Annotated in this window: 21 protein-coding genes and 1 pseudogene; 15 read left to right on the top strand and 7 right to left on the bottom strand. The window is 42.6% G+C overall.

Annotation, left to right across the window (positions count from 1 at the left end; genetic code table 11):
- The coding region (locus L1D22_RS16905) for a transposase (protein WP_239829853.1) at positions 1 to 157 on the bottom strand (157 nt) is incomplete at its 3' end.
- A 127-nt stretch (positions 158 to 284) separates the two neighbouring features.
- Positions 285 to 794 carry a CpxP family protein gene (locus tag L1D22_RS16900; RefSeq protein ID WP_239830627.1) on the bottom strand — a complete coding sequence of 170 codons (510 nt, stop codon included), beginning with the start codon at positions 792 to 794 and terminating at the stop codon, positions 285 to 287.
- Positions 795 to 972: 178 nt separating this feature from the next.
- On the opposite strand from L1D22_RS16900, the gene L1D22_RS16895 reads away from it, so the two are divergent.
- The 7 genes from L1D22_RS16895 (at position 973) to L1D22_RS16865 (ending at position 10,573) form a co-directional block, all read left to right on the top strand.
- Complete coding sequence (locus tag L1D22_RS16895; RefSeq protein ID WP_239830626.1) at positions 973 to 1,662, top strand: response regulator; 690 nt, start codon at positions 973 to 975, stop codon at positions 1,660 to 1,662.
- Complete coding sequence (gene cpxA / locus L1D22_RS16890; RefSeq protein ID WP_239830625.1) at positions 1,662 to 3,041, top strand: envelope stress sensor histidine kinase CpxA; 1,380 nt, start codon at positions 1,662 to 1,664, stop codon at positions 3,039 to 3,041. Before L1D22_RS16895 ends, cpxA begins: the two co-directional genes overlap by 1 nt.
- 76 nt (positions 3,042 to 3,117) lie before the next feature.
- Positions 3,118 to 3,735 (top strand): superoxide dismutase, encoded by a 618-nt coding sequence (locus L1D22_RS16885; protein ID WP_239830624.1) that lies wholly within the window; start codon positions 3,118 to 3,120, stop codon positions 3,733 to 3,735.
- Between the two features lie 229 nt (positions 3,736 to 3,964).
- The gene (locus L1D22_RS16880; protein WP_239830623.1) at positions 3,965 to 5,170 is read left to right on the top strand and encodes a site-specific integrase; all 1,206 of its coding nucleotides are present in this window, start codon (positions 3,965 to 3,967) and stop codon (positions 5,168 to 5,170) included.
- Between the two features lie 2 nt (positions 5,171 to 5,172).
- Positions 5,173 to 7,254, top strand: a complete 2,082-nt coding sequence (locus tag L1D22_RS16875) for a hypothetical protein (protein ID WP_239830622.1) — start codon at positions 5,173 to 5,175, stop codon at positions 7,252 to 7,254.
- Positions 7,251 to 10,052 (top strand): hypothetical protein, encoded by a 2,802-nt coding sequence (locus tag L1D22_RS16870; RefSeq protein ID WP_239830621.1) that lies wholly within the window; start codon positions 7,251 to 7,253, stop codon positions 10,050 to 10,052. Before L1D22_RS16875 ends, L1D22_RS16870 begins: the two co-directional genes overlap by 4 nt.
- Positions 10,049 to 10,573, top strand: a complete 525-nt coding sequence (locus tag L1D22_RS16865; RefSeq protein WP_239830620.1) for a hypothetical protein — start codon at positions 10,049 to 10,051, stop codon at positions 10,571 to 10,573. Before L1D22_RS16870 ends, L1D22_RS16865 begins: the two co-directional genes overlap by 4 nt.
- Before the next feature lie 138 nt (positions 10,574 to 10,711).
- Here L1D22_RS16865 and L1D22_RS16860 read toward each other — a convergent pair whose 3' ends face one another.
- Entirely contained in the window at positions 10,712 to 11,590 is an 879-nt protein-coding gene (locus L1D22_RS16860; protein WP_239830619.1) for an IS5 family transposase, read from the bottom strand.
- Between the two features lie 200 nt (positions 11,591 to 11,790).
- The gene (locus L1D22_RS16855; RefSeq protein WP_239830618.1) at positions 11,791 to 12,102 is read right to left on the bottom strand and encodes a helix-turn-helix transcriptional regulator; all 312 of its coding nucleotides are present in this window, start codon (positions 12,100 to 12,102) and stop codon (positions 11,791 to 11,793) included.
- 103 nt (positions 12,103 to 12,205) lie between these two features.
- On the opposite strand from L1D22_RS16855, the gene L1D22_RS16850 reads away from it, so the two are divergent.
- Entirely contained in the window at positions 12,206 to 12,736 is a 531-nt protein-coding gene (locus L1D22_RS16850) for a hypothetical protein (protein WP_239830629.1), read from the top strand.
- Entirely contained in the window at positions 12,730 to 14,109 is a 1,380-nt protein-coding gene (locus L1D22_RS16845; RefSeq protein WP_239830617.1) for a DEAD/DEAH box helicase family protein, read from the top strand. The genes L1D22_RS16850 and L1D22_RS16845 overlap by 7 nt, the downstream gene beginning before the upstream one ends.
- Positions 14,110 to 15,218: 1,109 nt before the next feature.
- Here L1D22_RS16845 and L1D22_RS16840 read toward each other — a convergent pair.
- Positions 15,219 to 16,985: a sialidase family protein gene (locus tag L1D22_RS16840; protein ID WP_239830616.1), complete on the bottom strand. Its 1,767-nt coding sequence runs from the start codon at positions 16,983 to 16,985 to the stop codon at positions 15,219 to 15,221.
- 537 nt (positions 16,986 to 17,522) lie between these two features.
- Between L1D22_RS16840 and L1D22_RS16835 the strand changes: the two are divergent.
- Positions 17,523 to 17,807, top strand: a pseudogene (locus tag L1D22_RS16835) (IS66 family transposase); the annotation flags it as partial.
- 281 nt (positions 17,808 to 18,088) lie between these two features.
- Here the strand turns inward: L1D22_RS16835 and L1D22_RS16830 are convergent.
- Positions 18,089 to 18,979 (bottom strand): dihydrodipicolinate synthase family protein, encoded by an 891-nt coding sequence (locus tag L1D22_RS16830; RefSeq protein ID WP_239830615.1) that lies wholly within the window; start codon positions 18,977 to 18,979, stop codon positions 18,089 to 18,091.
- Between the two features lie 294 nt (positions 18,980 to 19,273).
- On the opposite strand from L1D22_RS16830, the gene L1D22_RS16825 reads away from it, so the two are divergent.
- A complete protein-coding gene (locus L1D22_RS16825) occupies positions 19,274 to 20,131 on the top strand; it encodes a MurR/RpiR family transcriptional regulator (RefSeq protein WP_239830614.1) in 858 nt (285 codons plus the stop codon).
- Between the two features lie 250 nt (positions 20,132 to 20,381).
- Here the strand turns inward: L1D22_RS16825 and nagA are convergent, their stop codons facing one another.
- Positions 20,382 to 21,566 (bottom strand): N-acetylglucosamine-6-phosphate deacetylase, encoded by a 1,185-nt coding sequence (gene nagA / locus L1D22_RS16820; protein WP_239830613.1) that lies wholly within the window; start codon positions 21,564 to 21,566, stop codon positions 20,382 to 20,384.
- Positions 21,567 to 21,812: 246 nt separating this feature from the next.
- On the opposite strand from nagA, the gene L1D22_RS16815 reads away from it, so the two are divergent.
- The 4 genes from L1D22_RS16815 to nanQ all read left to right on the top strand — a co-directional run bounded on the left by L1D22_RS16815 (position 21,813) and on the right by nanQ (position 25,567).
- Positions 21,813 to 22,520, top strand: a complete 708-nt coding sequence (locus L1D22_RS16815; RefSeq protein WP_239830612.1) for a putative N-acetylmannosamine-6-phosphate 2-epimerase — start codon at positions 21,813 to 21,815, stop codon at positions 22,518 to 22,520.
- Positions 22,517 to 23,398 (top strand): N-acetylmannosamine kinase, encoded by an 882-nt coding sequence (locus L1D22_RS16810; RefSeq protein WP_239830611.1) that lies wholly within the window; start codon positions 22,517 to 22,519, stop codon positions 23,396 to 23,398. The genes L1D22_RS16815 and L1D22_RS16810 overlap by 4 nt, the downstream gene beginning before the upstream one ends.
- Before the next feature lie 131 nt (positions 23,399 to 23,529).
- Complete coding sequence (locus tag L1D22_RS16805; RefSeq protein WP_345772814.1) at positions 23,530 to 25,029, top strand: sodium:solute symporter; 1,500 nt, start codon at positions 23,530 to 23,532, stop codon at positions 25,027 to 25,029.
- A 64-nt stretch (positions 25,030 to 25,093) separates the two neighbouring features.
- Entirely contained in the window at positions 25,094 to 25,567 is a 474-nt protein-coding gene (nanQ, locus tag L1D22_RS16800) for an N-acetylneuraminate anomerase (RefSeq protein ID WP_239830609.1), read from the top strand.
- The last annotated feature ends 84 nt before the right edge of the window (positions 25,568 to 25,651 follow it).

Below are 25,651 nucleotides of genomic sequence, written 5' to 3'. Positions count from 1 at the left end.
CAGAGGGTAGATCCCGCCAAGGAATACCTGTTCTCATTCGATAAAGTATTCCTTCAAATGTCATTCGATGTTCAGTTTTATCGTAAATACGACCTGTACTTTTCATAACTTGGAGTAGCAGTTTCCAGCGAATATCAGTTAGCATTGTTCTTGGCATGGTATTGGTTATGGTTTTACTTTTGGCGAAGCAAATTATAACTCTTTACCATGCTGTTCAAAAAACACTCTCGAAAGATCAACATGCCCTAAACACTTTCATTCAAAGCTGCTTTATTAAGCTCGAATTACTTGTCTTTGTTCATGCGTTTTTCCATTTTGTCAGCACACTTAGTCATGCGCTCTTGTTGGATTTCTTTCAGTTGAGTCTTTTGCTCAGCCGTTAGTACGCTCATCATTTCGTGTTGCTTCTTCAGCATTGCCACGCGACGCTCAGTTTGCTTCTCAACCATTTCGCTTGCTAGGTCGTTCGCAGCTGCTTCATCGAAGTTGTCAGCCAATACCAATGCTTGAACTTTCTCTTGATGCGCTTTCATTTTCGCCATTTTATCGGTTTTATTGCCAGCGTGTTTTTCTTTCATCTCTGCACGATTCGCTTCGCGCATCTCTTTCAATTCTGTTTTTTGTGCGTCAGTTAGGTCTAGTTGACGCATCACTTTCTTATCGAAACCGCCACATTTACCGTGCATGCCTTTGTGGTCGCCTTTATCGCCGCCGCCAAATGCGTACGCGCTTGCTGTACCTAACATTAGTGGAAGTGCCGCAGCTGCTAGTACAAGTTTCTTAGTCATTTTCATAATTGTTGCCTCAATTCGGTATAATAAGTCATGTGTTGCGTCTGTTTCTCAGCGCTTGAATATAGATTAGTCTTTCCCTCGTAAAGTGACGTTTAGAAAGCGTAAATAATCGTAAAGAGTGAAAGCTGACCAATAATTAGCAGTATTATTAACCTAACTAAATGATTAAGGCTTCCCTATGGCGAACATTCTTCTTATTGATGACGACACCGAGTTAACCAGCTTACTTAAAGACATTCTGAGCTTTGAGGGCTTCACTGTTTCCGAAGCCAATGACGGCTACGCGGGGCTCGAGGCGGTCAATGATGAGATTGATTTGATTCTTTTGGATGTGATGATGCCGCGCCTGAATGGCATGGAAACTCTCAAGAAGCTAAGAGAAAATTGGGAAACACCCGTGCTGATGCTGACCGCAAAAGGTGAAGAGATTGATCGTGTGATTGGCCTAGAGCTTGGCGCAGATGACTATTTACCTAAACCTTTCAGTGACCGAGAGCTGCTAGCACGTATTCGTGCCATCTTGCGTCGAACGCAAACCACCGCGGCACCGAAAGCGGCCAGTGATAGAATTCAATACCAAGACATTGAAGTCTTCCCTGGCAAGCAAGAAGCTTACTGTAATGGCGATATTATCGATCTCACCACCACTGAGTTCGCTCTGTTGAGCCACCTTATCCAAAACCCGGGGCAAGTGATCACCAAAGAAGCATTGAGTCTCGATGTATTGGGCAAAAGGCTAGCGGCGTTTGACCGCGCAATTGATATGCACATATCCAACTTGCGTAAAAAAATTCCAGAGCGCAGCGACGGTAAATCTCGCATCAAGACCTTACGCGGTCGTGGTTACTTATTGGTAGAGGAGGATTAATGCGTATCCCTAAAATCACCAGCTTATATGGACGTATCTTTGCTATCTTTTGGTTCACCATGTTACTGGTGCTTTTGTCGGTACTGTCACTTCCTCATTTAGACCCGCGAGTCGCGCGCGATGTGCCTGCTGATCATCTCGGTAAATTAGAGCGTATCGCCAAGGCCGCTGAAAAACGCTACGCCAGAGAACCGAATCTCGGCAAAATTGTCTTCCAACTTGAGGCGCCACGCAGCCGCAAGGATTCTCGTGCCCGCATCTATCTAACCGATCTTGAAGGTGCAGTTCTCACCTCGAAAAGGCATTCGGACTATAAGCTCAAGGCGATTCGTAACTTTGTTACCTCGATTGATAACCCCGAGATGCCGAAGCAAAAGCTCTATGGGCACTACATGGTTGCAGGGCCAGTACCGATTACTCTCGCTGGTGAAAAGTTGCTGATGTATGCAGGAGTGAAGTGGAACCAACCACCGCCGTTCTTACTGCGACTGTTTGATAGGCCTCTGCAGCTATTACTTGCCGTGATGTTGGCGAGTACCCCGCTATTACTTTGGTTAGCTTGGGCACTGAGCCAACCTGCTCGTAGGCTTGAGCGCGCTGCACAACGTGTGGCGAAAGGTCAGTTTGAGGTTGATCCAACACTTGAAAAAGGCACGTCTGAATTCAGACAAGCGGGTGAGAGCTTTAACCAGATGGTCGAAGCGGTGAACCAGATGATCTCAGGTCAGCAGCGCCTACTCTCTGATATTTCACACGAACTACGCTCACCATTGACTCGTCTGCGTATGGCGAATGCACTGGCAATTCGTAAACAAGGGGAGAGCCAAGAGCTTGAGCGTATCGATACTGAAGCACAACGTCTGGAACAAATGATCAGTGAGCTACTGACGCTATCGCGCATGCAAGTCGACAGCCACATTACTCGTGAGGTTCAGCCTATTTCAAGCCTATGGGAAGAGATCTTAAAAGACGCACAATTTGAAGCCGAGCAAATGGGTAAACAGCTGACGTTCTCGGAGATCCCTGAGCGTTCTATTTCGGGTAACCCTAAGCTGCTGATGAGTGCACTAGACAACATTACGCGTAACGCCATCTACTACGGCAAAGACCAAGTCGATGTGCAGTTCCACGTGGTGCAAGATCAGCTGACGATTTGCGTGAACGATAACGGTGATGGTGTGCCTGATGATGAATTAGATTCTATTTTCAGACCTTTCTATCGCGTTTCCACTGCTCGTGATCGTAATACCGGTGGCACAGGGCTTGGGTTAACCATTACTGAGAGTGCGATTCGCCAACACAGCGGAACCATCACAGCAACCCGCAGCCAGTTAGGTGGATTGCAGCTCGAAATCACCTTACCTATCTTACCGGTGTAATACCCCCACAAAGATCGCAGTTGATAATGATTGTTATTATCATCATGGTAAATCCTCTAATTATGGAGGATTTACCATGTCGCACACTTTCCCTGAACTACCCTACGCTTACGATGCCCTAGAACCTTACATTGATGCCAAAACGATGGAAGTGCATTACAGCAAGCACCATAGAACCTACTACGATAAGTTTGTTGCGGCGGTGTCTGGCAGCGAACTAGAACAGCAATCTCTGACCGAGATCTTCGCTAACATCTCACAACACAGCCCTGCCATTCGCAATAATGGTGGCGGCTACTACAACCACGTATTGTATTGGAACTGTATGTCTCAAGACGGCGGTGGTGAACCGACTGGCGAACTTGGTGATGCTATTAAGAGCACATTCGGAGATTTCGAGACGTTCCAAGATCAGTTCGCTCAAGCAGCAATCAATACCTTCGGTTCAGGTTTTGCGTGGTTGGTGGTAGAAGAAGGACAACTGAAAATCATCTCAACCTCAAACCAAGACAATCCGTGGATGGATACCATCGCCAGCAACGGTGAGCCAATTCTTGCGTTGGATGTTTGGGAACACGCTTACTACATCAGCTACCAAAACCGCCGCCCTGATTACATCAACGCATGGTGGAATGTGGTGAATTGGAATGCGGTTTCTGAAAACTACGCACAAGCACTCGCGAATAAAGCGTAAGCGAACGGTGGTGAACTGTACTCACTCAGCTTGCCACCGTATACTCTGGCTATCTTTGATTATTCTTGTGAACCAACATGTTTGATATCGCTCTATACGAACCTGAAATTGCACCCAATACGGGTAAAATAGCCCCCCTGCCTTAATGGCAATTTTTTTAGGTTTTATTGGCACAACCTCCCCCTCCATACTAGGCTATTAAGATTACATAACTACTGTGTAAATGCTCATGTATAAAAACCTTTACCATGATGTAGAAATCGATGGTATCAACATACAAAGACTACATGTTTATTATGATGACGATTACGAGCCTGTTATTTTACCTAGCTTGTGGTTGGTACAAATTGCAGTAACCTTGGAAGTTTGGGGATGGCACACATCAGGCCAACGCAGTAATTGTGGCTCCTCACTCTCACGTAAAAAGGTTCTGAACGTAGAGACTGCTTTTAAGGCCGAGCCAATAACAGAAAATACACTGGAAAATTATGTTGGCCATGTGTTTAAATTACTCAAACATATCAACAAAAACCCAGCTCTAAGCATTCACCGCACTGAAAATCTGACTACCCGCTATCTCAATCATTACCTCAACGAGGTACTGCCAGAACAATTAAAGTCACCTGAGTCTCTCAAAGCACATCAATCAGGAATTGCCGCATATTGCAATTTTCTATGTGCGTTAGGTGTTTGGGAAAAAGATAATAATAGACCAACAACTATTTATCGAAAAACCAAACAGTACATGGCTGAAAAAGATACACGACCACTCAAGATTAACTATGTCTCTAGCTATGAATACAACGACCTGTTACGTGTGTGCCCATGTAAACGTGACAAGCTATTACTTCAGCTAGGATATGAAGTGGGGTTACGGGCAGAAGAAAATACTGGACTTGAGCTTAATGACTACGAAAAACATCAAGGCTTACGCTCAATGTTTAAAGAGCTTGAATCCCGGCCAGAGAAGATGGAGTGGGAATACACCCTTCGAGGGAAATATACCAAGGGAGGGAGAACTGGTAAAATCTACATTGACCGAGAATTACTCCAGAAGATGAAGGAGTACCATGACTTAGATAGAGCAGCCATAGTATCCGAATCTGGGTACGATAGCCCGACATTATTCGTTCGTGACGACCCACAAGGGAAGGGCCTTCCTATTGGTAGGAGACAAGCCACTACATCTTTTAGAAAAGCAAGAACGCAATTACCACACCTTAATCAATCACTTAGCTACCACGATCTTCGTCACTCGTTTGCGACCAAACTATATCATGATGAGCTACTAAACCCTGAAGGCCAAGAAACCCGTTCCGAAAGTGCAGCGCTTGAAGTTGTGCGCCAACGACTCCGCCACAGTGAAGGGTCTACCACTGTAAAAAGATATATACGCCTTCGTATTGTGATGCTAAACCGCGAACAGAAGGAATAAGTATGAGTAAGGTTCTTCCTAATGAGTTCGACCAGACCCTGTCACAGCCAACAGAACGGTTAATTACTAACCAAACCCACCTATTTATCAACAATAAAGCAATCCTTTTTAACAATCGAAGTGTCGATGCTAAAACACTTTATCAAGCAACCTGTAGGATACTCATTTCAGAGTGGTGGCAGACATTAGGGGCTCACTCTCAGCGCAACTACAGAAATAACATTAGTGCCTTCTTAACATGGCTAAACAAGCATGAAGTGAACAATACTAACCGTTTAGATTTACTCAACGAATATCAAGCTTACCGTGTCAATGAAGTTAAGGTTAAACCCCAGTCCTCAGGGTTACATCCGATGCAAATAATGTTAAGAGAAAGCTTGACTGATAATACCTTAACAACACAACAGCAAAACTATATTAAGTTACTTACCCAAAAAACCCACATATCAAATATTGAACCACGTGTACCTGACACTTTAACAGCTTGGTTCGCTCAAATAGATTGGTTGCAACCTATCGTAGGTCAAAGTACCTGGTTAGCAATGGAAAGTCCGAAACGATTGATGGCAAGCTTCAGTGTTACAATTTCTAGTACATTGCTTTGGGTGAGCCGAGTCAAATCTGCAATAAGAAAACTGATAAGTGATTCCCCTTGCCTAAATAAGATCGACAAAGGGCTAGCATCAAGACAGCGTGATAAACATTACAGCCGTGAGTTACTCACCATAGTGCACAAAAACTCTAAAGATCTACCCCTAGGATCCCTCGAGTTATTACTTACTGATTTTGTAAACCCTACAGCATTTGAAGAAGTAAAATTGCGACTTAATAACGACCAAGAAGTCTGTTTTTTAGGTAAAGTTGATGGGAAACGCACTGAATTCATCAGAAAGCCAAGTCTATTTTCTCCTGAATATCTAGAAACGAACAGTCCATTGGAGCAATTATTAGCAGCTTGGTTATGTGCGTGGCAGACTATTCAACCTAATGATATTTCTAAGCTAACACCTAATAACTTTTGCATTCATTATAACAAACAGAACCGCCCTACAGGAGTTCAGTGTGTTTACTACAAAGGCAGAAGCGGTATCCAAGAACCTCAATTTCTGGAGGCGACGCTCGTTGAGGCCAAAGCTCTAATCACCTATCTGAAAAATTCTCCTAATAGCAAACAGTTATTATTCCCTAATAAGCAGACGCATAAAAGTTTCAGCCCCTTATCAAGTAAGACGATGAATGGATCGTTGACCCAATTATTCGAGCTTCCTGTTCTATCCGAATTTATCCAAACACAACTCCAAGCCCGATCGATTAGTGATGACTTCCGTCATCTCTATTTAACTATTGCACACCATAGCAGCTCTTCATACCCCATTTGGAGTAAAGCAGCACTTAAAAATCAGCAAAGTTACGACATCGAAACCTATCGAAACAAAGTAGCTCGCCCATTACCGCAATTAATGTTTGGGCTTTCTGCAATTAAGACAAGTTCAGTCCAAGCACGCAGTGACCGGTACCGTGATGGTGACCTTATTAATATCAACTCGCATTCAATAGGCACAGAGAAAACTGGTTATATGACAGATCAAAACAAAGAATGGGTAAACCAGAATGGTCGGATTACTCGAATTGTACTTGATGATATTGAGCACCATGCTTATAAACCAAACATCAATACTGCACTTAACTTAGCCCGAGAGCGTCGGCTGCAGACCCAAATAATGCAAGAGACAGCCAACCAAGAAGTGCGTATAAACCCTCTCGGACAAGTTATCACGACCTCGACCGAGGAGATGATGACTAGTGATAAGCAGAGCCTCCACATCGTATGGGATACACCTGAAACTGTAGTTTACTTCTTACACTATTTGTCAGAAGCCGAACGTCAGGCCAATCGGCTCATTGAGCATGCGTTACAATATTTCGAGCTAACCGTTCTACCTGATGCTGAATGGATGTCATCATTACTTAACAATGGTCTTAGCCCGAAAACCATTCGCTTGGGAAAAAAGAGCTATAAAAAACTACATGAAGTACTGCCACCCCTATTTGAGAACCAAATACAAGGAAGTGGAAGCATATGATGACTCCAATAGCTTTACCAATAAATGCAAATCATCATGCTTACTCAACAAGTGAATTACAACAACGCTTGATAAACATGGGCTGCACTAGTGATTTAGACGCCAAGCAATGGGTATTCGATGGTTTGGTCCTCAACTTTTCAGGTATCTATGGACTAGAGAACCATAAATCAGAGTGGTCTCAGAAACTTGGGATTAAACCACATTGGTTAGCTCGGCTCTTATTTCTCGACATTATCAAAGCACAACACCATAAAAATTCACTTCGTAATAACTTTAACTTAATAGCCAAATGGATATTTTGGCTGGCTGAACGTGACCAAAATCAAAAAAACTTAGCCTTATCTATAGAACCCGAGCAGAAGGAGGCAGTAAACACACAGGTACTTCAACCTATAAAAAAAAGTGACCTGCTCGGGTTATTTGAGTACCTAATAATGCACAATATCTCTGAAATAGGTACGCCAGTACGCCGCTTAACACCTCGTTCTTTCGAAGCTATCAACCTAAGAGAGTGGCAACTAACATTACAGCAACTAGGTTTAAAGGAGCTTGGGTTTACTAGTTTCTTCTCTTCTAATGTCCTGAAAAAAGCATGGAAAGAAACTATAAATACAGTATCTTCCGGCGAGTTAACTTATGCCGATTGGAAGAAAGGTGGCACCCTCAACCGTTTGCCACTTGATTACGGACGACACTATATTGAACACTGCCATACTTTTTTTTCTCAACATATCGCTTTAGCTACTGCACTCAGTCTAACCCTACAAGATTCTAAATTTATTGCTAGCATGGCTGGTGTCAGCACTTATAGAGCTCAAACTGTCATTTCACATTTTCTAATAGGGCGAGAGATTGAGCAATTGCCCAAAAGCCTCATACACAACTCAACAACAGGATACCGTAAGATAAATGACAGGACACTATTACAAATACAATCAGCAACGAAAGACATTTTTTCTAAGCACCTTCGTTCACTGAAAGTAAGAGAGGCATTACTCAGCACCCTCGAAATCCTTGAACTAGCAAAAGAGCTTAACTTCGATTGTGCGAATGATGATGAACAGGACTGGTTGCGCCATATCGTCACCATATACCTACCAGAACTGGACGATGAACATTACCCATGTACAACAGAAACGAGAGAGCTACATCACAAGTGGATAAATGAAGTGGTCGAGCCAAGGTTAAAAGTAAGTGTTGATTCGGATTATATTAAAGCTTGGCTAAAGCAAAGATGGGAGCTTTTGAGTGAAGATATTGATGTAGAATTCCCCTCTGTTGCTTGGTTTAGTAACCTTGGACTGGAGGTCTCGAGCTCCCGTCGTTCTACTTATTTACATGGATTAATTAGAAAGGTTATTGATTCAGGTTTAACCTACGTTGTCGCTCTAACAGGTTGGCGTGAGTCAGAGTATGGCTGGTCAATACAAGACATTCATATAGCCCGTAATCGCGATTTATTGGATCAATTCACCTGCCCATGGCGGTATACAGTCAAGTGGGAAGTACCTAAAACCAACAATAAAACTAAGCTTTCTCGAGAGATTACTCATAGTACCTTTCTCATATCTCAACAATTAGCACAACTTGTAAATGCTGACACTCTGAGACCTTGCCTTTATCCGAGTCAACATAAACAAATTAAAGATCCCAACCTATCAGCAACCTTTATTAAAAACCGCGTGAAGTCTATGTGGGGACACTTCGTGGATTATTATGCTCCGTTTATCCAGCTAGACAAAGCTGAAGCCTTAGTTGCACTGCGTAAACTGGCTTGTCATCAAGTTTTAAAACAGAGTGAACAGCTGCGACTTAAAATGTTAGCAGCAGAAAGCCTCAATGAAGATTGGCCTAGCTTGCAGCAAGATAACCTACTTGTAGAAGTACGACGAAGGGCTCGTAAAGAAAAATCTCGCGTGATTTTTTTCATAGATAATAATAACCGAAGAGGTCTCTTAAAAAATTATTGCGATGGCAAACTACCAAAACACGTACATAATTTGTTAGAAAAATACCTTTCAACAAGCACCAAACAGGACATAAGGGCCCACGCTAATAAGGATAAATTTTCAGCAGACTACAGTAGGGAGGTGGTTAACGAATTGGTTGGAGGGTGCCTATACCCTACCGCACATACATTTCGTCATATGTGGGCTGAAGCTGTGTATCGCCGCTTCGATGGAGATGCTGGTTGGATGATACGCTCCCAGTTTAAGCATATAAGCCAAAATATGTGGCTTGCTTATATTCGCGATAAGGGTAATAGGCGGCAGCATGACACAGTAAAAAGGCGTGTTATAAGTTCTTTACTGCAGAATCATCTAAGGAGATCAGGCAAAGGTTTTGCAGGTAAGCTTGACACAATATTACGCAGAGTATTTGCCAAGACTCATGTGACCTATCCCGACCACCTGGACAGATCAATAGTTCAATTTGCTCAAGAAGAGATTCAAGACATCAAAGCTAATCCTTGGGGGTTCTGCATTTTACTCAAGCGTAACCAGCACCGCGCCAAATGCGCTGTTGACGGTACCCCTCAAAGGCAGAACGCTTGCCCGGGTTTATGCCTTGGGTGTAGTAATAATCTAATCCAAGAAGGAAATATACAAGGAATCTTACTTGGTATCGCCAATGATGTAAAAGTCCTAGAGACCCCAGGGGTCCCAACGGCATGGCGTGAGCCAGCCATCATGACAGTTAGAAATGCACTCAAGCAACTTCAACGTCTAAAGGTGGCTCCAACGATCATGGACACGCTACAAAGTGCCCTAAATACAAAAGAGGACGCATTATGAGTCTCAGCCTACTTCTACAGCAAGCCCAGCACGAATGTGAACAACAACCTGAAGAGCTACCTAATTGGGTATCTCCAAAAAATAAATCTATCGAGGCTTGGCGTACCCTACTAGCGCTTGAAGCTCAACGAAAAAACCACATCATAAAACACAGAAAACCCTCCGACTTTACCAAATCAAGCCTTTGGCAAATCAGGGTCAGCGATGTGGCCAATTCCATTGAAGTAAAACCCGCAACCCTCGACCCAACGAAAGGATCAAAGTGGGCGGTAGGTTTCCGTGATGCGCTAAACAATAGCAACAAGAAACTTTTGAAAGCAAAAGAACAACAGGTAAATACCTATCTTAATAATAAAGCTAAAGGTAACTCGGGGAAAACCCATGATGAACTACTAAAGAAATGCCAACAGTTAGAAAAAGAGCTAGAAAACGAAAGACGACGAAACACCGAGTCAATATGGCTCAACAGAATCTCTGAACTATCATTACCAGTGAAACAAATACTCGGCCTAAAGGGGTAACGGAATTATTGCGTAGAAAGTTGCGAGAAATTAGATGTGCCTAATACTGTCAAACTTTAATAATTGTATCAGTTAAAACTGGACCTATAACGATACAGAGTAGCTAGGGCGTGTTGATCTTTGCTGTACATTTCGTGTTCAACAATACATCGGTAGCCACATTAACATGAATGCCAGCGATAACATGCTGGCATAATTCCTTTCTAGCTTGTCATATCTACTTGAAATAGCTCGATAATGCTTAATTCTCCCAAAGGCATTTTCGACCAAGTGACGATACTTGTATAGACACCAATCCATACTGTCTTTGTCTATATCTTGTCCATAATTGCGTTTAGCAATTACCGTTTCTCCGCCACAATCCTTAACAAAAGTACGGAAAGGTTCGCTGTCATATCCTTTATCACAAACGATGGTATTAACTTCATCGAGTTGCTCAACTAAGCTTTCGGCATGCACTATATCGTGGCGTTGTCCCTCTGATAAATCAAAGCAAATCGGCAGGCCACCACTATCCACGGCTAAGTGAATTTTGGTTGAGTTGCCCCCGCGACTTTTTCCTATTTGCTCTGAGCTTTCAGTMGCTGCACCTGTACTATGCTGATGCGCTCTAACTATAGAGCCATCAAGAAATACCCATTCAAAATCAGCCATACTAGATAAGCTTTTGAAAAGACTATCTAAAATCCCTTTCTTTGACCAAAGATTAAATCGTCTGTAAACGGTACTCCACTCTCCGAACTCAGAGGGTAGATCCCGCCAAGGAATACCTGTTCTCATTCGATAAAGTATTCCTTCAAATGTCATTCGATGTTCAGTTTTATCGTAAATACTGTAAACGGTACTCCACTCTCCGAACTCAGAGGGTAGATCCCGCCAAGGAATACCTGTTCTCATTCGATAAAGTATTCCTTCAAATGTCATTCGATGTTCAGTTTTATCGTAAATACGACCTGTACTTTTCATAACTTGGAGTAGCAGTTTCCAGCGAATATCAGTTAGCATTGTTCTTGGCATGGTATTGGTTATGGTTTTACTTTTGGCGAAGCAAATTATAACTCTTTACCATGCTGTTCAAAAAATACTCACGAAAGATCAACACGCCCTAATAACAACCTGCATCGTTATAGAAGATGTCGTCGATATTTTTAAACACTTATTCACCTCAAAACCCACAACAAATTGAATCATGAAGTTAAGGTCATCCTCTCTTTTCTTTAGCCTTTATTTTCGCAAAGTGATGCGACAAGCATCTTTCTTTCGCTCTCAGTCATTTGAGAAATAATGCATGCTAACTCAGCAGAGCTTTCATCTTCACAGAAGAAATAATTGAGCGGCACACCAAGCTCATCAGCGATGAGCTTTAAGGTTTGAACATCTGGGGCGTGCTTGCCTTTCTCGTATTGATTCATTCGAGGGCTTGCTGAACTGGCATCCATACCTATGCTTTCTCCCAAGGCTTTTTGAGAGAGTTTTGCTTTTTTTCGAGCTTGTTTGAGTCGCTCTGGGATTGGGTTTTTAAATGACACTTAGATTTCATTTCTCTGAGCTCAAGTTAACTAAGATTTTCTTAGTTTTATGGATTTCTGTATACTAAGCAATCCTTAGTTTTTGGTTGGTGTAATTTTGGAAATGAAACGGGCTCGAAGAATTAGTGCGGTCATGCACAAGTTATTGATAGAACATGGGTTAGATGGGTTCACCGTGCTAGAAGCGAGAGATTTGTGGCTATCACTTGATAATGTGGACTCCGACTCTGCCGAAGCTCGCAAAAAGGTGTACCGAGCAATTTTTAATTTTGAAAAGAAAAGTTGGCTACGAAGTGAGGGCTATGGCCGGGAAAAACGTTACTTTCAAGCGGATCAATTCAAAGCGTTGTATGACAATGTAACCACGAATAATCAAGCGGATATAAAACCTCAAATACCTATTCAAAACTATTCCATTTTGAACTGTGAACGCAATGAATATAAGGGTGAACTTGAGATCGTACTTGGGGAGATTGACGAGTATCAGTCGATTACATCCCGATTTCCTGAGCTAAAAAATAAACTGGCCCCTTTGCATCAGGAAGCTAAAGATCGCGCCGCTTTATTGCTCGGTAAAGTGAATGTTTTAACAAAGGTTCTTAATACTCTCTATGAAGAAGATGAACCGTGTTAAGGGAATGGCAAGGTGAATGCTCTGACAGAGCGTTGAAAAAATATCAATCCAACGGCTCCCATTTCTTTTGCCAAGCTACACCAGGTGCTGGTAAGACAGTGCTTGCCGCTACTATTGCGTCAAGACTGCTACAAAGTGACATGGTAGATCTTGTATTGTGCTTCTCGCCATCATTGACGGTTTCTGATGGTATAAAAAGAACCTTTTCATCGATACTTAATTGCACATTTAATGGTGGTATGGGAGCTATAGGGCAATCTTTAACATACCAATCTATCCAGTTCCTCAATGATGAGTTTTGGCAAACATTGCGGAATCACAGGGTCTTTGTTGTTTTTGATGAAATACACCATTGCTCTGGCTCTGAGGTTGAAAATGCGAACATTTGGGGGCAGCAAGTTCTCACAAAGATTCAAGGGCTTGCTACTTTTACCCTCGCACTTTCAGGTACACCGTGGCGTTCAGACTCTTTACCCATTATCATGGGTGAGTACAGCGACCCAGACGGACAGCTTCTTGTCGATTACCAATACACTCTTAAACAAGCGATAGCTGATGGAGTTTGTAGAACGCCTAAAATCGTCTTGGTTGATAATGAACACTTGTCTGTTAGTAGTTGCGAAAAAGTCGAATCCTTTTCATCAATATTAGAGATGCTTAAACAGACAAAAGCATCCTACCAGAGTGTTATTCACAACCAAGAGGCGATGGAATATCTACTCGGTTTAGGATGTGAGCGGTTAGAAAAAGTACGTATCAGATCCCCCAATGCCGGTGGGCTGATTGTTGCAGCGTCGGTTCAACATGCGCAAACAATCAAAGAGATACTATCTCAAAAACTTGGGCAAACCGTTTCTATCGTCACTTATCGACATGAAGAACCGCTAGCAGAAATAGAGCGTTATCGACAAAACGACGCACAATGGATTGTTAGTGTAGGTATGATCAGTGAGGGTACTGATATTCCGCGCCTTCAAGTATGTTGCCATATGAGTTCAGTCAAAACGGAATTGTATTTCAGGCAGGTGCTCGGAAGAATACTTCGTGTGAATAATACAATAAACCAACAAGCGTGGTTATTCACTTTTGCTGAACAAAGTCTGATTGAGTTTTCTGAAAGGATTGAACAAGATATTCCTGAGTCTCGTCTCTATGTAAGTATGGGGAAACCTATCGAAATAGAGTTCTCTGGTCGAGGAAATAGCTTAAGTGTCGCGCTTCCGCTTGAGTCCCAAAATAGTGGGAGAACAACAGTATCTTGGGAAAGCAGTACAGACAGTTCAAATAGCCTCTATGGAACACTAGGGACGTTTGATGAGCTTCGACTTGGGGCATTTAAGCAGAGAGTGATCTCGGCTTTCTCTTCCATGTAGTTGAAGAAACCATAGGCTAAAATTTCACTAAAGGCACATTGGGGAGGCCGGAATGAATTACTTTGCAAAGGACCCCTTCTAGGTAATGCAAACCTGGAGGGTAAATGAAAAAGCTAAAACAGCAGTTCCGGAACTGTATAAAATACCAGCGCCAATATCTTTGGGATCTTTATCCAAGCGTTCGCAGTGGAACTCATAAGCACTTTTCTACCAAGCAGGAAAAGAACTACTACTTTCTTCACAAGGTTGAGTGTAGAGGTTACCCGATTAAACTGCGCGCCGCGCGAGGAAAAGCGTTAGCTAACCCATGGGACGACTACCCGTCGTATGTGTATGGCCTAGCAAAAAGTTGGAAGCATAACTCGAGTCGTCAAAAACAATACTACCGATAACCCATCAAAGCTCTCTATTCTGGAGAGTTTTTTATACGAAATACTCTCTTCAATCGAAGGCTAATCATCAGCATGCCCCCTGCTCCACCCTAATGTTAAGCAATTGATTTTTAACGTTAACACTTTAATAGTTACGCTAACTATTCTTAAGTAATCCATCCACATCGCAAGTTGCGATGCGCAGGTTGCGATGTGAAGTTAAAACCTCCTGAAATTTTGCTTTCTGTGGCAAGAGAGCAAGCCCGCGTCAAAAAAATGTGTACAACGGATTGGACAAACCCGATCTATTAATTTTCCGGATTGGTGTAAATTGTTATCAGGATCGGATTATTAAAAAATTGCAGGTAGCCTAATGCTTTCGCCTTGTATGGAAAGTGAGTATCACCCGTAAAGGTAAAATGTGTTGGTGGGAGTTATGAGGGGTTCCCTCAGCGCTGAGTGCGTTTAATGTAGGTAAGGCTTGAAGTGGTCATACTCAATGTGTAAACACATTTCAGGCGGGGACAACTAGCTCAAATAAGCCACCTCACTCACTATCAGTGGAGCATTTTTTATTCTGTGAATACACAAAACCACGGTGTTACCCGTGGATGAATGCCAATTCCAAAATTACAGCGTAAGCTGTTTGTAATTTTGGTCAACACTTTAGCGTTGTCACGGTAAGTACCCCGGGCATGCCCGGGGGAATCTTCTCATAGGTAATTCTTTAAATATTTGTTACTTAACCGAAGCCTGTACCGATTTAATTAACATTCCCTCATCATCATCTTGGCTTGTCGATATAAAGTGGAGGTAGCTAATGCCATTTGGGCTGGTGTTATTAATTGTAAGTCTTTCTAAGACTTTACCATCTAATAAGACTCGACTTGTGGAGTTTTTCTTTACACCATTCCAATCTAAGCTAAGAGTATACCAACGGTTTGCTTCAAGTTCGTGATCACCAATCTTCTCCCCTGGTGCAACATTTAATGTATACATTGAATAATGGAGCGCTGTTTCATCGACAGCATTGAACAAGCGATCAGCGAGACTGATTTGAGTACCGCCACTATGCTCGTTTAACATGAAGTGGATATCAACTCGACCGTTCTTTCCATTCGGAAAATTCCAAGTCGCACCGCCTTTTTCATAATTGAGGTCATTGTCGATATGAATTAGTTCCGAATCACTCACTCTCTTAATTTGCAGCGCTTTATGTTCAGGCTTATCGATAAGATCGACAAGGTGAGACGATTGTTTACGATCGTAACTAACGTGGCCTCTTACCTCCGGGATATAGCTATGAACGGTCCAATTTTCTAGACCATTTTCAAAATGGTCACTGCGTTCTTTTTTATAAAGCCAACGCGTGTCCATAACCATCAAACGGCGATGTTCTTTATGTTGCCCAACTGAAATAAGAACGCGATGCTCATCCAATTCGACAAATTCACTTTGCTGTTTACCCCGATCACCCTGACCTTCAAAGAGTGCATAATCGTCTCTATTGCGGTGTTCATCTAGGATAACTTCTCGAAATCCAGTCCATGTTTTACCATCGTTGTTAGAGATTGCAGCATGGTGCGAGTCACGATTGGTAAATACATCTTCCCACATATCATCTTGGGTTCCTTTGTGTTCAGGCAAGGGCATCGTATTTGTCCATAGCGCGAGTAGACGCCCATCCTTCAAGCGACCAATGGTTGGCATAGTCAAAGTACCGAAAAAACGTGAAGGCTGTGATTCTGTCCATGTATCACCATAGTCTGACGAGAACGCTTCGTAGTACTGGTCTTGAGAAGTACGAACAAGAATCCAAAGGCGTCCGTCTCTAAGTTCAACAATAGAACCTTCAACGCCACTATTACGCCATCGCACACCTTGGTGGATCTCGTCTTTTTCATGCGGTGGTGCTGAGATTATATCTTGAGAAGCGCGCCAAGTTAGACCGCCATCATCTGAAATGTGTAATGTTGTGCCTACGCGCATATCATGTGATGGAATTAAAATGCGTTGACCATTATTAACGAAAGTTGGACTACGCATGATCCCACCAAGGGTCAGGTAGTTCTCTTTGTCACTTTGCTTCCAGTTATAGTCAAGTTGACCATCTTTAGTCACAGCGCCCCACTCGCCATCAAGCCCTCCACTGGAAATAAAAACGTAGCCATTGATTGGCTGGACTCGAATATATTCCCCAGTATTTGGGTTAGGAACAATAGCAGGGGATTCAATTGGAATTCCGCCAAAGTTAGGTGGGTAAGATTCTGACGCCAAGCTTTCTTGCCATGTCAGGCCATTATCATTACTGACCAGCATTTTTCGGCCATCATAACCTTCCCCACCATTATAGTGGCGAATTTCATTCTCACTAGCGCGAACTAACCCTCTGCCTGCATCAGCAGGGGGAGCCCCAACTATTTCTGGAGGTTGGATATTTTCAGTACTCGATAATGCAGCCTGTGGAATAAGTAGAGACAACACAATAAACTTATGTAACTTCATTTTTTCTCCAAAAATTTAACCAGATAACGAAATATTCAAATTAGACACCGTTCAGTTTGAAATTAAACTCCAAATAAAACCCAAACATGCGAATCCCCCTATAATGCAATGCTGGAGCATAATTTCAACAACCAAATGTAATAATGAAGCTTTACTTCACAGCTTTGTTCGTAAAATAGAAAGGAATGAGATCGGGCCTCAAGTATTATGTGAAAAAATCTTACAAATATTGAAAATTAGAATCTTAAGCAATTGTTATTTAATGACATTAAATCATTAGCTAGTCACCATTCACTAACGATAATTTGACTTGTCATTTCTGATGGGCGCTGATGTGGTTTAGAGATCTTAGAAGGTTCGATGACGGTTTTCTCACGACAGACGTAATAATGTCGGTCTGCACAGACACTAACTGGAGAATAAATGGCAAACGACTTCACTCCAAACAACAGCCAATTTGAGTGTGTCGGATTTTTTTTGAGCTGAAATCGCGGAATCCCTGGCCCAGAAAATCAAGATGCTGCCGATCTACAAGCGATGCTAAAAGTACTGATGACCGAGCAAACACAAAAGGAATTGCTACGGCAACAAGACCGTCAGTCCTTACTTGAGCAACTCAAATTCGCCTTCGACATGCAGTACGATGCACGCTTAATAATCGAGGAGTTAAAGCCTTATGGTGAATCACAAGGTAACTTCTTCAACGAAGTTGAATGTAAAGTCGTAATGGAAGAAGAGGTTGAGGTGACGGCTTCCACAAAGAAAAATCGCGGTAAACGCCCCCTCTCCTTTTTTGCTAAGACCTTGCCTCGTGAAGTTATCTAACTCGATTTAAACGAGCATGAAAAACAATAATGCAGGCATTGGCAGAAAAATTGGCTATTATCTAGAACACCAAACAGTGCTGATACGAGCAATGTTTTACAGCATCGTCGAGATCAAGAAAGCCAACTGTCTTATCCTTTATAATTATAAGTCAAGTGTATGAAAAATAACGAAAGCAGAGCCAGATATCGATTCGCTACTACCTTTTGTATCGGTTCATAGGCCGTGTACTTTCAAAACAACAAAGCCGGAGATTAGCTCTCCGGTAAATGATTTATTTATTTGAAACCGGCTTCATTCATATTATTTACAACAATTTCTTTCTGTTCTGGTGTAAGTGGTAATAATGGCAAACGAGCATCGCCCGCATCAATATTATGAAGTGCCATAGCAGCTTTTCCTGCAGATACACCACCAAATTCAACAAGTACTCGGATCAATGCAATAACATTATCCATTTTGCTAATCACGACATCGTGTTGACCAGCTTCAAATGCTTCAATAATCGAATTAAAATGCTTTGCTGCATAATTATAAGTACTGCCTACCGCACTTTTAGCACCAACAGCAAGAGCTCCAGGTAAGAACTCGTCAACACCCCATGGAATATCAAATTTACCATCGCATGCACGTAAACAGCGCTGGTACTCATACAAATCACCGCTATTGAATTTCAAGCCCGATAGGTTAGGGATGCGTTTATCAGCCGCCACTAGAAACTCTTCCATATTAACACTTACGCCTGACATACCTGAGTGGTAATAGTAGAAACCTTTCGAAGGCGCAGCTGCTGCAACGGTAGCACAATATTCAACAAGCTCATTCACGCTACCAGGTTTGAAAAAGCAAGGGCCAATCGCTGATGTCGCTAAAATATCAAGCGTATCTGCATGTTTGGTTAGTTCTAACGTATCAACAATGCTTAATGCGCCAGTATGTACAATTATGTCCATTTTCCCATCGGTTGCAGAAACCCAACGCTCAGCAATCAGTTTTCTTTCTTCAACGCTACAGTGGATACCTTCCCCCGTCGTTCCACAAACGTATATACCTTTAACGCCATCCTGAATCAAATGAACAGCAATCTTGTCAATCTCTTCAAAGTTAACTTGGTTGTCTGTGTTAAATGGAGTGTGCGGTGCTGCAATTAGACCCGATAATTTTTTCATGGTTTCCTCAGTCTGTACCAACGTACATTTAGCATCAATGAAGACAAACTTCATAAATTAAACAAAAAATGGAGTAACACTCATACTATGGAGTGAAGTTCCACTATTCAATAAAAACCGTAATAGAAAAGACTATAATTGTGATGTCGGTTTAGATTATTGTTTAAATCCCTCTTCTGAGCACTAGTCAAATAAAGGTTTCTAACTACAATAAATTTCGGAGTTTAACTTCAAAAAAAACACTTACTGTGTGAGAATGCACGTAATCAAAGCTTAATGTCGAGTACACTCTATATGGCACAAATTCGAGCAGGCAACATCATAGATACCATGGGTAGCCTTTATAACAGCCTTACCCCATCAGCAAAGCGTATTGCAGATTATGTCTCATCTAACCCCGCTCAAATCAGTAAGCTCTCGATTGCTGACCTCTCCGTTGAGGTCAATACTGGAGATGCAACCATTATTCGCTTCTGCCGCACTCTCGGTTTTAGCGGATACCAAGATTTTAAATTACAGCTGGCGATAGAAGTTTCAACGACTAAAGCAACGGAACCAACTATACTCGATACTGATGTAACGAAAGACGACAGTGCCGAGATCATTGGCAAAAAGCTACAATCATCGATCGAGCAGGTACTTTCAGAGACGTTAAACCTACTCAACTTCGCACAGCTAGAGAAAGCCACAGAAATTGTAAAGGAAGGAAAGGCCATCTATTTCTTCGGTGTAGGCTCTTCTGGCATTTCAGCAGAAAGCGCCAAATATAAGTTTATGCGTATCGGACTTAATGTTGATGCTTATACCAACAACCATTTTATGTATATCAAAGCCTCTTTACTACAGCCGGGCGACGTTGCTATTGGTATCAGCCACTCTGGTGATTCAGAAGAAACGACCAAGGTACTGAAGTTAGCAAAAGCGAACGGCGCGACAACCATTGCAATTACGCATAATCCTCGCTCATCTATTACCAAACACGCCGATAGTGTGCTCGTTAATGGTAACCGTCAAGGGCAACTACAAGGTGATTCGATAGGTACTAAGATATCTCAACTGTTTGTTCTCGACCTTATGTACGCTCTATTGGTTCAAAAAGACATGTCTGGCACTCACGATATCAAACTAAAGACCACCAAAGCATTAGGTTAAGCTCTTTCGTTTTCCTTCCTTACAAATAAGTAAAAAGAAAATTCCTCCGGGCATGCCCGAGGTACTTGCCGTGACAACTCTAACCCGTTGACCAAAATTACAGCCTACGCTGTAATTTTGGAATTGGCATTAATCCAAGGGTAAACCCGTGGCTTTCTGTATTCACAGAAAAAAACCAATATCTATAATATTGACTTTTTATCTTGGCATTAGACGTTCAAGCATTATGGTAAGAACATCTATCCTATTTCTAATTTACTCGCTGATACACTGCTTCGCCCATTTGGATGGTACGATCGACTTTTAGCTCCTCATCTAAAAAAACTAGATTGGCTTTGTATCCTTTCTCTAGTTTCCCATAGCGGTCATCCACACCAATTGACTCTGCAGGATAGAGCGATGCCATATTCAACGCTTCAGGCAAAGGAACGTTCGCGTATTCAATTAAATTTAGAATACTCTGACTCATTGTGATCGCTGCGCCGGCAATTGTTCCATCTTCATAATGACACTTCCCATTAGTTACAAACGCTTGCATTCCCGCCATATCAAATTCAGCTAAGTCTGTCCCAGCAGGTGTGACTGCATCAGTTACTAGAAAGAGCTTTTTTCCCAAGAGATCTCGAGCAATCATTAGTGAGGAGTAATCCACATGAATACCATCAGCAATAATGCCCGCATGCGGTTTTTTGGTAAACACATAACCTACCGCTCCTGGCTCACGATTGGTAAGTGGTGACATAGCATTGTATAAATGCGTTGCCATTTTGATACCTTCTTTCGCAATAAGTTGATTGTACGTCGCATTGGTATGACCCATAGATACGGTAATCGATGATTCATTGAGTCGGTCTAAAATCTTTTGACTTACGTTTTCTGGAGCGACCGTTAATACCGAAATGTGCTGTTGGTTTTCAATAAGGTAGTTGGCAGTATCAATATCCAACTCACGAATAAATTCCGATTGATGAGCACCTTTTCTTTCAACACTGATGAATGGCCCTTCTAAGTGCAAGCCTAATACCCCTATTTTTTCAGTGCTTTCTATACAAGTCATTAGATCAAGAGCCTGTTTGAGAGATTGCTCCTTGCTAGTAATCAAGGTAGGCAGGAATTGCGTTACGCCATATTGAACGTTTGTCTCATTCATGGTGTTCAAGGTATCACTCGATATGTCTGTATTGAATAACACACCGCCACACCCATTAAGTTGCAGATCTATAAACCCAGGACTAACCAACTGGTTCTTTGCATCAATAACGTCAAAAGGGAGTGAGCCTATTGCTCCTGTATCGGCCACCTCAGTAATCGTGTCTCCTTCGATAACAATCACCTGATTTTCCAATCGTTCACCATCACGATAAAAGCTTGCATTTTTTATTGCATATATAGGAGATGACTCGGTCGAATTTGTACTTTTTGACTCTATATCCATGTTGATACCTTACTTTACAGGGTGAAGTTATACTCCATTTAATTTCTCACGATTTTTTTCTATGGACAAGCTGCATTTGCCAACAAAGCTGATACTCCTGACAGGAATCCAGTAATATCGGGGGTTTAGGCTGTAAACTGAGAGCAAGATCGCCATTTCAAAACAAATCATTTGAAGTAATACTCCAAAAAATAAATAATGGAGCAATACTATATTTTAAGTTTGCTTTTTTGGAGTTTAACTCACATGATTCACCATGATTCCCCTATTCTTGATAAGTTAGCACTTGGGTTTGTGTCTTCATGCCAACCCGTTGATAGCGGCCCAATGGATAAACCCTCAATTGTCGCGGCTATGGCTGCTGCAAGTGTAGCTGGCGGTGCAGTAGGTTTAAGAATTGAAGGTATTGAGAACCTTAAAGCGGTTAGGCCACTTGTGACGGTTCCTGTCATTGGGATTGTCAAGCGTGACCTTTCCGATTCAGACGTTCGTATTACCCCTTATATAGAAGATGTTATTGCGCTAAAAAATGCAGGCGCAGATATCATCGCAATTGATGCCACCAACCGAGCTAGACCAACCGAAATCGCAGTTCTGATTGAAAAGATTCACCAACTCGGTTGCTTGGTCATGGCTGACTGCTCTGACTACGATGAAGGTATGGCTGCGTATAAATTGGGCGTCGAGATCATTGGAACCACCATGTCTGGTTACGTGTCAGGACCTGTGCCTAGTGAACCTGATTTCCCATTCATTACTCGTTTATCTGAGCAGGGCTGTTTTGTTATGGCAGAAGGCCGTTTCAATTCACCGGAACTTGCCTATCAGGCAATTAAAGCCGGCGCATCTTGTGTCACCGTAGGCTCTGCAATCACACGAATTGAACACATTTGCCAATGGTTTGATCACGCAGTTCGCAACGCAAAAAGCGATAACATGGAGGCCATCGCATGAATACCTGCTTAGCTATCGACATTGGTGGAACCAAGATCGCTGTAGCACTAATTGAATCGGGTCAAATTCTAAAATTCGATCAGCGTGAAACGCCGTCGTCCAATTACTCTGAGGACATGACGCTCGCATTAAAGGAGCTACTTGCGCCTTTCAAAGAGCAAGCGGACTTTATTGCCGTCGCTTCTACAGGGATCATAAACCAAGGCGTGCTAACCGCGCTTAACCCTGACAATCTCGGCGGTCTAAATCAATACCGCTTAGCAGACACTCTTGAGCAGATCTGCCAAAAACCAGTAATGGTGATTAATGACGCTCAAGCAGCAGCATGGGCCGAGTACAAGACCCTAGAATCCACATTTAATGCTATGGGGTTTATCACCGTTTCAACAGGCGTAGGCGCTGGGTTTGTCATCAACGACTCTCTTCTTATCGGTCAAGATGGAATCGCAGGCCACGCTGGGCATATCTTAGCAGATCCTAATGGCCCTACGTGCGGCTGTGGTCGTCAAGGGTGTGTTGAAAGCATTGCATCAGGCACCGCCATTGGAAAAGCAGGCCAAGCATTTTTTGGTAGTGACTGCACAGGTAAAATAGTTTTTGATCAATACCAGAAAGGTCACCCAGAGGCGATAGCTATCGTAGAAAACGCAGCTAAAACCATTGCTAATCTTATCGCTGATCTCAAGATCACTCTAGACCTTCAAGTGGTATGTCTTGGCGGTAGCATTGGATTAGCACCCGGTTTCTTACCACGTGTGCATCATCATCTCAGCTTATTACCTTCAGCTCATCAAGTTAAAGTGATGCATGCTCACAGTGGTGCTAATGCTGGTCTATTAGGTGTCGCATCATGGGCTCAGCAAATTTACAACAATTAAGCTTTACCAAGATAGACATGACATTGCCATTTAATAAGACGTAAAGCCAACGATCTTATACCTACATAACAATATCTCTTTTATTAGGCACAAGAGTGCCTAACTAAATCCTACAGAAAAGGTCTACATTTATGGAAGCAAGTTCATTTGGTACTCTAAACTATTTAGCTTTAATAGTTTATTTAAGTGCAATTATGGGAGTCGGCGTATATTTTGCGAGGCGCCAAAAGTCAGCGGATGATTATTTTAAAGCAGGTGGGAGAATTCCTGGCTGGGCGGCTGGCTTCAGTGTTTTTGCAACCACACTGAGTTCCATTACATTTATGTCGATTCCAGCTAAGGCTTACACCGACGACTGGACGTTCTTAATCGGTCAATATATTGCGATCGCTATTTTACCTATCGTATTTTGGTTCTATATTCCTTTCTTTAGAAAACTGAATCTAACCTCTGTTTACGAATACCTAGAACGCCGCTTTGACGTAAAAATGCGTCTATTTGGTAGCATCTCGTTCATGCTGTTCCACGTTGGCCGAATAGCAATCGTTACCTATTTGACAGCTCTTGCACTCATGCCATTTATCGACATGAGCCCACTAATGATAGTGTTCCTGATTGGCGTGCTTTGCATCGTGTATACGTTCTTAGGTGGTATTGAAGGTGTAATTTGGACAGACGTTATTCAAGGTGTAATGCTTTCTGGTGCCGCTATCCTGATCTTCGTAGTCATCTGCTTCAACGTTGATGGAGGTATCGGCGAAATATTCAGTATGTCAGCGCGTGAAGACAAATACTTCCCTGCGGACAAATTCCGCTGGAGCTGGAGTGAGAGTACCATTCCTGTATTGATGATTGGTTTCTTCTTCGCCTCTTTACAACAATTCACAGCGAGCCAAGATGTAGTGCAGCGCTATATTGTTACCGAAAACATCGAAGAAACAAAAAAGGCACTGCTTACTAACGCTAAACTGGTAGCGTGTGTACCGATCTTTTTCTTCGCTGTTGGATCTGGCTTATACGCTTACTACTCGCAAAACCCTGGGCTTCTACCAGAAGATTTCAACACAGGTGGTATCTTACCATTTTATGTCATTTCGCACATGCCTGCTGGTATCGCTGGCCTGATAATCGCCGCTATTTTTGCAGCATCGCAATCAAGTATTTCAAGTAGTCTTAATAGTATCGCCGCTTGCTTTACTACTGATATCTACGAAAAAATCAGCAACGCACCGTCTCCAGAGCAAAAACTAAAAGTAGGACGTATAGTGACCGTCGCTACTGGTATCTTAGGGGTTGTCGCATCAACGTACCTTATCCTTTCAAACGAAAGCGAAATATGGGATTCGTTCAACAGCCTACTTGGCCTAATGGGTGGCCCAATGACAGGTCTATTCATGCTGGGTATCTTCGTACGCAAAGCGAATGCTTCTAGTGCACTAGCTGGTGTGGTTTCAAGTATCGCGACGGTTGTGTGTGTACGCCATTTCACCGATCTGAACTTCTTCTTCTACGGTGTGGTTGGTACGTTAATGGTAGTCATTGTGGGCTACCTAACTGCGCCACTGTTTAAAAACACGTTAAGCGACGCAGACAAAGAGAAATTGACTGTGGGAAAGCTTGCTAAGGTGTAACCAACCGTGCAAGGGCTCGGCAGCGAGCCCTTGCAACCAACCCTAGAATTTGGAGATACCCACTGTGATTTACGGTCATATTCAACACCATAACATTAATCAATATTTGCCCAAGCCAATCTTACGCTGCTTAGACTACCTACAAACCGTCGACTTGATGGAATTGGAAGTGGGTCAACACGCCATTGATGGCGACGATATCTTCGCGAATGTCATGGAATTCAATACGATTCCTGCCGAAAGCAAACAAGCTGAAGTTCACCAAGACTATCTTGATATTCAATGCCTTATATATGGTGAAGAGCGCATTCAATTTTGCAACGAGTCACCAAAAAACCTTCCGGCGAGCGGCTACGATGCCGAGAACGACTTCTACTTAGTCAGTAACATGACCGACACCAGCGAGGTGGTTCTACAACCAGGCATGTTTGCGGTGTTCTTCCCTGGAGAACCTCACAAGCCAGGCTGCGAAATAGTTCAGCCTGAAAAGCTCAAGAAAGTGGTAGTGAAACTCCACAAGCGTTTGCTCGCTAACTAACAACTTTTACCAATACACGTCATCGTCCTCCTATTACGCCATTTCTAATGGCAGGGGGCTTTGTCGTGCCAAAAACAAGCAAAT

This window comes from Vibrio sp. Isolate34 (genome assembly GCF_022397915.1).
In the GTDB taxonomy this organism is placed as follows: domain Bacteria; phylum Pseudomonadota; class Gammaproteobacteria; order Enterobacterales; family Vibrionaceae; genus Vibrio.
Note: the sequence above shows the minus strand (reverse complement) of the source record. Positions and strands in the feature narration are given on the sequence as shown.